The organism is Halomonas sp. A11-A (assembly GCF_003182195.1).
Taxonomy (GTDB): Bacteria; Pseudomonadota; Gammaproteobacteria; order Pseudomonadales; family Halomonadaceae; genus Halomonas; species Halomonas alkalicola.
The window spans coordinates 45,260-57,969 of record NZ_QGTM01000022.1 but is presented as its reverse complement, the minus strand read 5'-3'; the positions used below and the strand labels follow the sequence as shown (position 1 = coordinate 57,969).

The 12,710-nt window shown below is 65.2% G+C and carries 9 protein-coding genes and 1 pseudogene; 2 read left to right on the top strand and 8 right to left on the bottom strand.

All coding sequences use genetic code 11. The features are described from left to right. The 4 genes from DER72_RS12890 to DER72_RS16205 form a co-directional block, all read right to left on the bottom strand. Positions 1-872, bottom strand: an 872-nt coding sequence (locus tag DER72_RS12890; protein WP_146209062.1) for a transposase, incomplete at its 3' end; no start/stop codon positions are given. A gap of 45 nt (positions 873-917) precedes the next feature. Continuing rightward, positions 918-1,268, bottom strand: a complete 351-nt coding sequence (gene tnpB, locus DER72_RS12885; RefSeq protein WP_169958680.1) for an IS66 family insertion sequence element accessory protein TnpB — start codon at positions 1,266-1,268, stop codon at positions 918-920. Then, entirely contained in the window at positions 1,268-1,576 is a 309-nt protein-coding gene (locus DER72_RS12880) for a transposase (protein ID WP_110070390.1), read from the bottom strand. The genes tnpB and DER72_RS12880 overlap by 1 nt, the downstream gene beginning before the upstream one ends. A gap of 83 nt (positions 1,577-1,659) precedes the next feature. Next, on the bottom strand, positions 1,660-1,869 hold the full coding sequence (locus tag DER72_RS16205; protein ID WP_181395672.1) for a hypothetical protein: 210 nt from the start codon (positions 1,867-1,869) through the stop codon (positions 1,660-1,662). A gap of 181 nt (positions 1,870-2,050) precedes the next feature. Here DER72_RS16205 and DER72_RS12870 point away from each other — a divergent pair, with 181 nt between their 5' ends. Then, positions 2,051-7,033 carry a retention module-containing protein gene (locus tag DER72_RS12870; RefSeq protein WP_110070389.1) on the top strand — a complete coding sequence of 1,661 codons (4,983 nt, stop codon included), beginning with the start codon at positions 2,051-2,053 and terminating at the stop codon, positions 7,031-7,033. Between the two features lie 85 nt (positions 7,034-7,118). After that, a complete protein-coding gene (locus DER72_RS12865; RefSeq protein ID WP_110070388.1) occupies positions 7,119-7,457 on the top strand; it encodes a tryptophan synthase subunit beta like protein in 339 nt (112 codons plus the stop codon). Between the two features lie 118 nt (positions 7,458-7,575). Here DER72_RS12865 and DER72_RS12860 read toward each other — a convergent pair whose 3' ends face one another. The 4 genes and pseudogenes from DER72_RS12860 to DER72_RS12850 all read right to left on the bottom strand — a co-directional run bounded on the left by DER72_RS12860 (position 7,576) and on the right by DER72_RS12850 (position 12,709). Then, complete coding sequence (locus DER72_RS12860) at positions 7,576-9,492, bottom strand: EAL domain-containing protein (RefSeq protein ID WP_219983287.1); 1,917 nt, start codon at positions 9,490-9,492, stop codon at positions 7,576-7,578. A gap of 32 nt (positions 9,493-9,524) precedes the next feature. After that, a pseudogene (locus DER72_RS16290) lies at positions 9,525-10,215 on the bottom strand (transglutaminase-like cysteine peptidase). Positions 10,216-10,315: 100 nt separating this feature from the next. Next, positions 10,316-11,512 carry a cation diffusion facilitator family transporter gene (locus DER72_RS12855; RefSeq protein WP_110070386.1) on the bottom strand — a complete coding sequence of 399 codons (1,197 nt, stop codon included), beginning with the start codon at positions 11,510-11,512 and terminating at the stop codon, positions 10,316-10,318. Between the two features lie 24 nt (positions 11,513-11,536). Next, on the bottom strand, positions 11,537-12,709 hold the full coding sequence (locus DER72_RS12850) for a 1-acyl-sn-glycerol-3-phosphate acyltransferase (protein WP_110070385.1): 1,173 nt from the start codon (positions 12,707-12,709) through the stop codon (positions 11,537-11,539). Position 12,710 lies beyond the last annotated feature (1 nt).

The following is a 12,710-nucleotide window of genomic DNA, read 5'->3' as shown; positions in this document are numbered from 1 at the left end:
TGGTCACCCAGCACCGTGTCGATGTGGGCCTTGGCGCGTGACGGGGAAAAGGTGAAGCTGATCTCGTCGTGGTCACCGTACAGCGGCCAGAACCACGCCTCCTTCATCTTCCCTTTGGCTTTACGGCCGGCCTTGATCGGTGTCTCGTCCATGGCCAGCACGGCGCTTTTCAGCACATGCTCCAGCTGGGCCACATGGATCGGTGACAGCAGGGCGGCGGCCCGCGCGACCTGCTGGGTCAGCGTGGTGCGGCTGAGCGGGATGCCGGCCTGCTGCAGGCGCTGATGCTGGCGGTAGAGCGGCAGGTGGTAGCAGAACTTGTCGACCAGCATGCCGGCAATGAAGCTGACGTCGGCCAGTGAGCCATCGAACAGCGTGGCCGGCGCCGGGGTGGCCTGGGGAGCGGACTCCGCGCTGACCTTGATCACCGGGCAGCGGTACTCCAGGATCTCGTAGCTGGCCCGACGCTGCGCCAGGCGGAAGGTGCTGCGCGTGGCGATCACCTCGACGTCGTCCAAGCTCATGCCCTCGGGCAGGTCCGGTGCCACTTCGATGACCTTGACTGGCACCGAGTCGTCGAAGCGTAGCCCAGTGTCGTTGACGGCATTCTGGCGCGCCTTGCGCGGCGGCGTCTTGGCGGGTGGATCGTTTTCATCAAGGTCGGACGGTGGCGGAGCCGGCAGATCCTCCATGCTGCTGAGCAGGCTCTGCTGCACGGCGGGATCGATCGCCAGCAGGCGCTCCGACGTGCGACCGAACAGCTGCCGCTTGAACCAGTCAAGCTGGCGTTGGAGCGACGCATTCTCTTCCCTGAGGACCGAGTTTTCGGCCAGGGATTGCTGGTATTTCTGTTCCAGAGAAGGCGCCGTCACGAGGTGATAATTCCTGATGAATCAGGCCATTATTTTACCATGTCATCAGGCCGCTGACACCTTGGGATGCCAGCGTTTGCGGCGTTTCGTGACCACCAGATCGAGTCCCTCGATCAGCGCTTCGAACTCGGCGTGGCTGAGCGTGATCGCCTGGCCTGCGGGGGCCGACAAGGCGGCGAATCGCCCGCGCTCCAGGCGCTTGCTCCACACGCAGTAGCCGCCGGCCTGGAAGTACAGGCACTTGAGCTGGGTGCGCCGGCGGTTGATGAAGATGAAACCGTGGCCGCTCAGCGGATTCTGGCCCAGCTGTCGGCGAACCAGGGCGGCCAGGCCATCATACGAGCAACGCATGTCGGTGGGCTGGGTGCACAGCCAGAGCGTGATCGGCGGGCGCATCATGCCCCCCGGCGAAAGCGCAGACAGACACCATCGCCCAGGTCGAGCTCGATCTCCCAGCCGCGAGGCGCATCATCGACGGCATCCTCCTCCGGTACTGACACGGGTGCGAAGAGCGCCGGCTCGGCAGCCCTGTGATAAGGCATTGGCGCCTCGCCGGCCAGTCGCCGCTTCCAGAGCTTGAAGGAACTGGCGGGGATCCCTGCCTGCCGGCAGAAGGCCTGCTGGGAGAGCCCACTGTGGGCTTGCTCGTCAATCCAGGCCTGCCATTGCGAGGCAGGATAGCGAGAGTGACGTCGCTTCGACATGGGGACTGATGCTCCGTCGGTGAATGACGGGATCAGCGTAAGAGATCAGGCCACCTCGGGATACAACGCGCCAGAACGGCCGCTTACCTCTGAGCGACTATCTCCTTGCGTCTGCCAGCGAGGAGGGAGAGACGCTCCTGCATATCAGTGTCGAGGGTGGTTTCGCCGGTGGCGACCTGACCCTCGCCGATGAAGTTTTCCTCCTCGAAGGTGTCGCCTACCACGCCGATATCCTCCAGCAGCTGCTCGAGGATGACGCGCTCGACATCGAGTGAACCGCGCCCTGCCGGCACCCCACGTGCCGACGGGAGGCTCTGGCTAGCTCCCTTCCTTATTGACCCAGGTCAACCTGCTTACTGACCTGTCCATCGGTCCAATACTTTTACCTGACCGCTGCGCCTAACTTGAATCCATGAGTTGGCGCTGCGTCGTCGCGCCCGATAACACGAATATGATCATGCAGGGAGTCCTACCATGGCCATCGCAACCGTCATTTCCATCTCCGGGCAAGCCTGGGCGCGCGACGCCGACGGCAACCTCCGCGAACTTCGCGTGGGTGACACCCTGCATGAGGGCGAGACGCTCGTCACTGCCGACAACGCTATAGTCCAGCTGGACTTTGGTGATGGGCTCGGCCCCACTCTGATCGAAGGCGGCCAGCAGGTCGCCATGACACCGGAGCTGGACTCAAGCCAGTCTGCCGAGCCCTCCGAGTTCAGCGCCCTGGATGAGGACCTCGAGGCCCTGCTCGCCGCCATTGACGAAGGCGAAGGCGATCTGCTCGACGCGCTCGATGCGACTGCGGCCGGCGCCGGCCCGGGTGGTGGCGCGGACGGCGGCCACAGCTTCGTGATGCTGGGGCGCATTGCCGAGGATGTGAATCCGCTTGCATTTAACTTTGAGGGCGGACAGCTCGCCGGGATCGGCTTCCCGGAGGCTGAGCCGGAGCTACTTGCTGAGGAAGAAGTGGCTGAGCCTGAGGAGTTAGCACCCGGCTCAATCGGAGTGACGCTGGTTGATGTTAATAGCCTCAATGAAGGCGCTGTGCCTGTTGCAGGGACAACAACTAATGTTCCTGTGGGCTCCACGGTTTCCATCGTCGTCACCGATGCCCTCGGAAACTCAGCGACTGCTACTGCTGTGACCGGTGCCGATGGCAGTTACTCGACAGAGATTGATCTGTCAGGTCTTCAAGACGGTGATTTGAGAGTCGAAGCTGTCGTTACCGATCAGACTGGCTCCCCGGTTGATGCGGGCTATGACGCTGTTAAGGACACCACTGCCGAAGCCATGATCACGATCGACACTATTACCGGCGACGACGTGATCAACAGCGAGGAGGCCACCCAGACCATCACCATCACCGGTAGCGTGGGCGGCGACGCCGGCGAGGGTGACACCGTCACCCTGACCGTCGGCGGACAAGAGTTCACCGGCCTGGTGGGCGAAGACCTGACCTACGCCATCGACGTGCCGGGCTCGCTGCTAGCCGAGAATGACAGCGTCACCGCGGAAGTCACTGGCGCCGACGAGGCTGGTAACCCCTTCAGTGCGGACACCGAACGCGGCTACGACGTCGACGCCACCGCGCCGACGGTCAGCGTGGCACTCGAAGACGCATCCGGTGATATCTACAGCGCCGAGGAGATCGAAGGCGGCGTGAACGCCACCGTCACCCTGGGCAGCAGCACCGAAGTGGGCGACACCCTGGTGGTCACCGACGGCAAGGGCAATGAGCTGTTCAACGGCCTGGTGACCCAGGAGATGCTGGACGACGGCCTGATGGTCACCATCACCGACCTGGATGACACGGATACCGAGATCAGCGTTACCGCCACGGTGACCGACCCGGCGGGCAACAGCGCCACTGACAGCGATAACGGCGTGATCGACGCGGTGTCCCCGGCGGTCAGCGTGGAGCTGGAAGCGGCGACGGGCGACATCTACAGCGCCGAGGAGATCGAAGGCGGCGTGAACGCCACCGTCACCCTGGGCAGCAGCACCGAAGTGGGCGACACCCTGGTGGTCACCGACGGCAAGGGCAACGAGCTGTTCAACGGCGACGTCACCCAGGAGATGCTGGACAACGGCCTGACCGTCACCATCACCGACCTGGATGACACGGATACCGAGATCAGCGTTACCGCCACGGTGACCGACCCGGCGGGCAACAGCGCCACTGACAGCGATAACGGCGTGATCGACGCGGTGTCCCCGGCGGTCAGCGTGGAGCTGGAAGCGGCGACGGGCGACATCTACAGCGCCGAGGAGATCGAAGGCGGCGTGAACGCCACCGTCACCCTGGGCAGCAGCACCGAAGTGGGCGACACCCTGGTGGTGGTGGACGGCAAGGACAACGAGCTGTTCAACGGCGACGTCACCCAGGAGATGCTGGACAACGGCCTGACCGTCACCATCACCGACCTGGACGGCACCGACACCGCGGTCAGCGTCACCGCCACGGTCACCGACCCGGCGGGCAATAGCGCCAGCGCCACGGATGACGGCGTGATCGACGCCACCGCCCCGACGGTCAGCGTGGCGCTCGAAGACGCCACGGGCGACATCTACAGCGCCGAGGAGATCGCCGATGGCGTCAACGCCACCGTCACTCTGGGTGGCAGCACCGAAATCGGCGACACCCTGGTGGTGGTGGATGGCAAAGGCAACGAGCTGTTCAACGGCGCCGTCACCCAGGCGATGCTGGACGACGGCCAGACCGTCACCATTACCGATCTGGACGGCACCGACACCGCGGTCAGCGTCACCGCCACGGTCACCGACCCGGCGGGCAATAGCGCCAGCGCCACGGATGACGGCGTGATCGACGCCACCGCCCCGACGGTCAGCGTCACCCTGGGCGACGAAGGTGCGCCGCTCGCCGAAGGCGAGGAGACCTCGATTCGGATCGACTTCAGCGAAGAGGCCTACGGCGTGGAGAGCGGCGAGCCGCTGACCGGCGAGCAGGTCGCCGAGCTGCTTGAGCTGGAAGGCCTGACGCTTAACGACGCCGGCCTGACGCAGGACCCCACTGATCCTACGGTGTGGACCGGCACGGTGGTGGCCGAGTCTGGCTTCAATGGTGACGCCAGTGCCACCATTCCCGACCAGAGTTACGCCGACGCAGCGGGCAACCTGGGCAGTGAGGGCGCCGACCGCATTTCGCTGGAACCGGCACCGGATCCTCTGCCGATTCCAGAAGCCACCGTGGACGTGGATCGGGAGATCGACTTCGAGACCGTGACGGTGCCGGGCAGTTTCGAGAATCTCGGTTCTGAGCAACCGGTAGGTGGCTCCGGTGACAACAACATTGACTCGTCAAACCCGGGCGTGGATAGCGGCTTCGCAACGCTCGATTTCGGTGCCGCCAAGGCCGGGCAGATCGTCACCATTAGTTGGACTCACCAGGCTTTCGGTGGGTGGGAAGACGGTCAAACCGGCCGTGGAGGTACCGAGGACAAGTTCGAGGTCTTTGCCAACGGCGCTCTGCTGGAGAAGTTCAACTATTACGATCCGCTCAACAGCGATAACACGGTGTTCGATCCGGAGTCACCGAGCTTCGACGTGGTGCTGGACGAAAACGGCCAGGTGATTCTCGAGTTCCGCGTGACCTCCACGCATAAGGGCGAGATCGTCAACGTCTCGGACATCTCGGCCAGCCTGGTGGCCGCGTCATTTGTCTATCCGGTGACGCTCTCAGGCTCCATTGACGAGGGCTCCATCGAGATCTTCCTTGTGGAGGTGGAAGGCGGCACGCTGGTGCAGAACGGCAACCCGCTGACACCGAATGCCGACGGCTTCTACGAGCTCGACGGCGATAACATCGCCTACCTTCAGGTTCGTCCCTCGGACGGCGCCGAGTCGATTACCGTGAATGCGTTGGCAATCTCCGATCAGGGCATGCAAAGCGCCTGGACTTCCGGCAGCGTAGATGTCGAGAACCTCGCGGCCTCCGACAACAGCTCCGAGGCCAGCATCACGTTGACCGAGGTGGAGCAGGAGCCTGTGGATGCAACGCCGGATGATGCGGCGTTTGGGATTTCTGGATCTGGTTTTTTACTATCAGGGTCGAGCAGCGATTCTGTCAGCATTGCCCTGCAGGTAGCGGAAAATGGGACTGGTACGCTAAGCTTCACCGCGGTGACGTCTATTTCATCTGGGTTTTTATGGGGCTCGTCAACTGCGGTGTTGACCTGGGACCTTCTGGATGAAAGCGGCGCCAGCGTTGTCGGTGGGCCGACCACTATCAGTGGCAACTCATCTGAGCCGGTGACCATTGAAGACCTACCGGCCGGTGATTACACATTGACGGTCACGGCTGACATTAACTGGGCTGGCTTAGGCGGATCCGCCAGCGCCTCCATCACTGATCTGGAGCTGATCACTACTCTGCCGCCGGAGCTGGTGCCTGAAGCGCAGTCGGTGACCGGCAACGTGATCAACGACCTGGGCGTGGACGGCAACCCGGACGTGCGGCCGGCCGGTACAATGCTGCTAGTGGATGACGGTGGCACTTTCGTCGAGGTTCCCCTCGGCGAGGCGCGGACGGTTCAGGGCCAGTTTGGCACGTTGACGCTTTCGGGCAACGGTGATTACACCTATCAGCCGGATGCGAATCTTGACAATATCGGTCAGCAGGACGTCTTCACTTACCAGTTGAAGACGCCGGATGGTGCCTCCGCCGAAGCTAGCCTGACCATCAGCCTGTTGGGCGATGAATCATTGGAGAGCATGGAAGCCTCGGCATTCTTTGCTACCGATGACTTGTCGGCTTTTGCTGCCTTGCTGGAAGATCCAGAGGAAATCGAAACGGATAATGAGGCGGTTTCCGACGAATCTGACGAGAGTGCCAATTCAACCGAGGAAGATACAGACGGCGAGTCCAGCAAGGGCTCAGAGGAGCAGGAGGAATCGGGCTCTGACGATAAGGATGATAATATCCTGGAGGATGAGGCTGAGACCGCGTCTGAGGATGTTGTTGAAAATGACGAGGGCGACGCAGGCAGCTCTGAAGCCACTGGCGCGGAAGATACCAGCTCGGAAGATACCAGCCCGGAAGACACCGGTTTGGAAGATTCCGGCTTGGAAGATACCGGCTTGGAAGATACCGGCTTGGTAGATACTAGTTCGGAAGACACCGGCTCGGAAGACACCGGCTCGGAAGAAACCGACTTGGAAGATACTAGTTCGGAAGACAACAGTTATGAAGAAGATGAGCAGGTTACCGAGTTTACGAGTGATGATAAAGGCGATAAGGATGAACTTGTCGAAGAGGGCGAGAAGGAAGATGTTATCAAGTTCGAGGATGTCGTTAGCGATGACGATGAACTTCTGAAAGACGATGATTCGTCTATGGACAAGATGCCGAAGTCGGTGAATGGCGGTGACGATCCTTCTGTGGGCTATTCCTCCGGCCCCGACGAGTTGGATACCACGACCAACACCACCGATCAGTAACCTTTAACTGTGTTGAGTTGGCCCCGCCCGGTTCGCCGGGCGGGGCTTTTTGCTAAGCTTCAGAAAACTCACATGGGAGCGAGTCATGTACATCAAGCGCGCCAATGATGGTCGCATCGAGCTGGTCAGCCGCGAGGCGACGCCGGACTGCCGGGAGTTCCTGGCGGCGGATTCGCCGGAGCTGCTGGCCTTCCTGAGCGAGGGGGAGGTCAAGGCGGGGCAGGCGCACTTCCAGGCCTCGGATCTGGCCTTTGTGCGGGTGTTGGAGGACGTGATCGAGCTGCTGATGGACAAGGGGGTGATCAGCTTCACCGAGCTGCCCGAGGCGGCCCAGCAGAAGGTGATGGAGCGTCAGACGCTGCGTCGGCGGCTGAGCGGCCTTAGCCTGGTCGGCAGCGACGATGAGGAGAGCGGGGTGATCTGATCGGTCTGGCGCCTCGGGGTTGTCTCGGCGGGCTGTGCTCTATCTCCGACCTTCTATCCCCAATTCACAGGCCCAATACACCAGCGCCCCGCAAATGCGGGGCGCTGGCGTTGGCAGGTCAGGCGGGCTTGTCGTGCTGCCGGACGCCGGGGCCGGTGACGCCGTCCATGCCCAGTTCGTAGAGCAGCTCGCCCTCCTGCAGGCTGTCGACGCCCTCGGCGATGGCGAGGATGCCGATGGAGTGGCACAGCGTCGCCATGCCGCGCAGGATGGTCTGCTGCTCGGGGCTGCGGTCGACCCCCTTGACCAGCGAGGCGTCGATCTTGAGGTAGCTGAGCCCCAGGTCCTGCAGGTCCGAGATGCGCCGGAACTCGCGCCCGACGTGCTCGAGGCCGACCTTGCAGCCGAAGGGCTGCAGCTCTCGGCACAGGCTGCGGAAGCTCTCCAGGTCATGGATGACCATGGATTCCGGGACTTCCAGCCAGAGCTTTTCGGCGGAGTCGCGCTGTGATTGGAGCAGGTTGCGCAGGTCCAGCACGAAGCGGGCGTTGCGCACCGAGGCGGGGGAGAGATTGATGCCGAGCGGCTTGCCGTGGCGGGCGATCTCCTTGATGGTCTCGCGTGCCACGGCCATGTCCAGGGCGGTGTCCAGCTCCAGGCGCGAGATCCAGGGCATGAAGACGCCGGCGGGGCGCCACTCGCCCTTCAGGCGCAGCCGCGAAGGGCACTCCAGGTGGAGCAGCTTGCCGTTGGCGTCCAGCACCGGGAAGCGGCCCAGGTAGACGCCGGCCTGCAGGGCCTCCTGCAGCGCCTTTCGCCAGTCGGCGTGGCTGTTGAAGAGCGGCAGGCGCTGGGGGCCCTCGGCGATCAGCTGCGCGAGGTCGCCGCGGTTCTCGGCGGTGGCGAGCGCCCCGTCGAGGCTTGCCAGCAGGGACGCGGGCCGATCCTCCTGGGAGTAGGCGATCAGGGCGGAGGGCAGACCAAGCTTGATGCGCTCCTCCTGCTGCTGAAGCGGCTGAAGGCGCTGGGTAAGCTCCTGCCCGAAGGCTTGAAGATCGACCGCGCCGGGCAGCAGCAGGGCGAAGTCCCCGCCGCCCAGGCGCCCGGCGATACCGCCACCGCGCAGCGTGCCGAGCTGTTCCAGTGTTTGGCCGAGTGACCTGAGCAGGTCGTCGGTGTCGGCGTGGCCCAGCTGTTCGCTGACCTCGCCGAGCCGTGCCAGACGCACCAGGGCGAGGCTGCCGCTGGCCCGGGCACCGCTGCTCTCCATCATGACCTTGAGCTGGCCGAGGAAGGCCTCGCGATTGAGCACGCCGGTGACGGTGTCATGCTGCAGGCGCTGCCTGAGCACGTCGAGCCGTTCGCTCTCGCGGCCCAGCATGTCGCGCACGGAGCCTGAGAGCTGGTTCATGGCCTGCACCACCTCCTTGAGCTCGCGGGTGCGCGGCTCGGGGGAGGTGGTGAAGCGGCGGTTGCCGATGTCGCGGGCCTGGGCGACCACGGCTCGCAGCGGGCGGCGGATGGTGCGCACGATCCAGGCCGCCAGCGCCAGACTGATGGCGCCGGCCAGGGCGAACCAGCCGAACAGCTCCAGGGTGCTGCGCCAAAGCGACTGGTAGGCGAAGCTATGGTGGGTGGCGACGGTCAGGGTGCCGTATTGGCGCCAGCCGTCCTGGACCACGGCCCGGCCGGGAGGTACGTCGAAGCGCACCAGGTCGACGAACCAGTCCGGGGCACCCACCACCGTCTCTTCGCTGGTACGCAGGTCGATCACTTGGCCTTCCGGGTCGCGCAGCTCGATCAGGCGGTAGTGGCCGGTGTCGAACTGGGCCGCGATCAGCAGGCCGATGGTCACCGGGTCCTTGTCGAGCTGGCTCAGGGTCAGCGCCAGGGCGTTGGCGTTGTCGGCGTTCTTGATCTGCACTTCCTGCTGCATGTAGTGGCGGCTGCTGGTCACACCGATGAACAGGCTGCCGCCAAAGGCCAGCAACAGCAGTACCACGATGGTCAGCCAGAGCTGCTTGATAAGCGACATGTCGTTGTGCTCCCCACGGGTCTTTGCCCGACTCAGATGAATCCCTGCTCGCGCATGCGATCGATCACGTTGCGCCAGCGGGTCGGCCCGCGACTCCGTGCCGCCGCCGGCCCAGAGTCCCTGGCTGTTGAAGCTGAACAGCGGGTCGAGGTCGGTGCGCTGGGCGGCCGGCGTGATCGAGGGCACCAGATTGTCCAGGATCAGCGGCTCCGCCGCCGGCGTCTCGTACCAGCCCAGCACCATGTGGGCCTGGGTGATCTGGCTGCGGCCGATCCGCGCCCGTACATAGATCATGCGCAGCTGGTCGCCCGGTACCCCGAGCTGCTTCAGGGTGACGTACTTGGCGATGGAGTAGTCCTCGCAGTCGCCCTGGCCGCGCCCCATGGTCTCCAGCGGCGTGGCCCAGAAATCCTCGCGGCCCCAGTTGTCGATGTCATCGACCCAGCGCACCCGGCGGTTGAAGAAGTCATTGACCTCGCGCAGCTGGGTCTGGAGGGGGACGCCGCGCAGGCGCTCGAGCAGCGAGAACCAGGCCTCCAGGGCGTTGAGCCCCTGCTGGCCATAGAGGCGCTGCATGCTCTGGCGCAGCCGCGAGGGGTCGAGGCTCGCCGTGGCCGGGCCCGGACGCAGCCCCAGCCCGGTCGCCAGCAGCAGGGCACCGAGCCCCGCCACGAAGCGGCGACGGCCCGGCGACTGCAGGGGGCGCGGGGAGGAGGGTGGCATGGCGGGGCTCGGATAGATCGGCGTTTGCTGAAGTCTAGGCGCAGGCGAGGCCTAATGCGAGTGCCCTATTGGGCTCATACCCTGACGCAGGGTGTCGCGCTCACCCCTTGCCGGGGCCCTGCCAGACCCGCAGCCGGCCGATCCAGCCGAGCTCGCGGCAGGCGGCGCGCAGCTCGTCGGCGGCCTGCTCCAGGCTCTGGTCCTCCGGCAGGGCGTTGATGAAGATCGAGACATCCACCTGGTTGTCCAGATAGTGCAGGTCCAGGGCGACCCTTGCGTGCCAGACGCGCACGTGGCGCCAGGTCTCGTCGAGCATGCCCTCCACGTCGCCGCGTAGCGGTAGGCCGGGGCGCAGGCTGTGCTCGGTCTCGCCGGCATCGTCCTCCGGGTCGATGTGGAAGGTGACGTCGGCCAGTACCGGGAAGGCCTCGCGCAGGCGTCGGGTCACGGCGTTGCCGATCTCGTGGGCCTCGGAGACGGTGACCCGCGGTGGTACCACGATATGCAGGTCGAGCAGCGCCTGGCTGCCCAGGGTGCGGGTGCGCAGGTCGTGGACGCCGCGCACGCCCGGCACCTGCTCGGCCACCGCCTGCATCTCCTGGCGCTCCTTCTCGGGCAGGGCGGTGTCGATCAGCTCCTGGCTCGACTCCCACAGCAGCCGGCCGCCCACCTGGCCGACCATCACGCCGACGATGACCGCGGCCACCGCATCCATCCAGCCAGCGCCGAACTGGGCCGCGATCAGCCCCACCAGCACCACCACGGTAGAGAGTGCATCGGAGCGCGAGTGCCAGGCGTTGGCCTCGAGCAGCCGCGAGTTGACGCGCTTGGCGACGCGCATGGTGTAGCGGTAGATCCACTCCTTGGCCCCCAGGGCGATCACCGCGATGCCGATGGCCCAGAGGCCGGGGGCGGGAATCGGCTCGCCGGCGACCAGGCGGGTCACGCTGGCCCAGGCGATGCCGCCGGCCACGAAGATCAGCACGCTGCCCAGCCACAGGGTGGCCAGGGTCTCGATGCGGCCGTGGCCATAGGGGTGGTTGCTGTCCGGCTCCTGGCGGCCGAAGTGGGTGGCGCCCAGCACGAAGACATCGGTGAGGATGTCCGAGAAGGAGTGGATGCCGTCGGCCACCAGGGCCGCCGAGCCCACCATGAAGCCGGTGACCATCTTGGCCACACCCACCACGAAATCGATCACCGCGCCGATCAGGGTGACCTTGTGGGCCTCGCGGGTCTGGGCGCCGCGGTCGGGAGGCACGGCATGGTGATGGTGGTGATGGCCGTGGGCGTGTGCCATGGCGTCCTCGCGGTCAGGGGGCGGTCAGGGAGAGATGAGTCCGGCCTTGTTGCGTACCGGGTTGGCGTACTGCGCCAGCCACCAGCTGCGCAGCTCGGCGGGGACCTGCTGCAGGCGGGCCTGGAAGCGGGCGCGGTCGGCGTCGCTGATGGCCGCGTGGTCGATCAGCTCCGGGGCGTCGCCCAGCGCCTCCAGGGCCAGGTAGTGGCTGGGGTAGAGATGGTAGCCCGCCAGCACCTGGCGGTCTATCTCCGCGGCCACGGCCTCGGGGCTTGCGAAGTCATCGGAGAGCGGCGTGCCGACGCAGAGCCGCACCCGGCCCTTGTGGCCGGTGATTCCGGCGACGATGGACTGGATGTCCTCGAACTGGCCCTTCTCATAGTTGCCGCTGGTGTGCAGGGCGTGGAGTTCGCGGGCCTTCTGCACGTCGCAGGGGTCGTACTCGTAGCTGATCGAGACCGGCACCAGGCGCAGCTCGGCGACCGCCTCGCCGATGGAGACGCCGCGCTGCTCGGCTCGCCGAGCCATGGTGATCATCTTGATGATCGCGGGGTCGGTGCGGTCGATGCCGTCCTTGGCGCGCCCCTCGCGCTGCGCCATCCAGATGGAGTGGTTGTCCACCGTGATGGAGTGGCGGATATAGGCGGAGAGCTGCTGGTAGGCGGCCAGCATGGCGCGCTTGCCGCGGGCGCTGCGCGGCACGATGAAGCTCTTGTTGAGCCGCATCAGGTCGGTGACATAGGGCTTCTTGAGCAGGTTGTCGCCGATGGCGATGCGCACCGTGTCACGCCCGGCCAGGTAGAGCGCATAGTTGACGAAGGCCGGATCCAGGGAGATGTCGCGGTGGTTGCCGATGAACAGGTAGGCGGTGTCGTTATCCAGGGCGTCGAGCCCCTCGACCTGGAAGTCATCGGTGGTGGTGCGGATCATGCGCTCCATGTAGGAGGCGATGCGCATCTGGAAGTCGTTGACGCTGGTCACGCCGCGCACCTCGCGGCGAATGGCCAGGCTCGCCAGGGTGCTGGAGAGGCGCGGCATGACGCGCGACAGCCGCGGCAGCCGGAAGCGGGTCAGGGCGGTGAGCAGCTCCGGGTCGTAGGCGAGGCGGGCGAGGACCTCGGCCACCTCGTCGTCACGGTAGGGGCGAATCTCGGCCCAGGGATCGGCGGGCGAGGTGTCGGGGCGTTGGTCGGTCATG

Coding starts and splice junctions, on each gene's coding strand:
- tnpB (WP_169958680.1), bottom strand. CDS start 1,268: ATGCGCCCGCCGATCACGCTCTGGCTGTGCACCCAGCCCACCGACATG.
- DER72_RS12880 (WP_110070390.1), bottom strand. CDS start 1,576: ATGTCGAAGCGACGTCACTCTCGCTATCCTGCCTCGCAATGGCAGGCC.
- DER72_RS12870 (WP_110070389.1), top strand. CDS start 2,051: ATGGCCATCGCAACCGTCATTTCCATCTCCGGGCAAGCCTGGGCGCGC.
- DER72_RS12865 (WP_110070388.1), top strand. CDS start 7,119: ATGTACATCAAGCGCGCCAATGATGGTCGCATCGAGCTGGTCAGCCGC.
- DER72_RS12860 (WP_219983287.1), bottom strand. CDS start 9,492: ATGTCGCTTATCAAGCAGCTCTGGCTGACCATCGTGGTACTGCTGTTG.
- DER72_RS12855 (WP_110070386.1), bottom strand. CDS start 11,512: ATGGCACACGCCCACGGCCATCACCACCATCACCATGCCGTGCCTCCC.
- DER72_RS12850 (WP_110070385.1), bottom strand. CDS start 12,709: ATGACCGACCAACGCCCCGACACCTCGCCCGCCGATCCCTGGGCCGAG.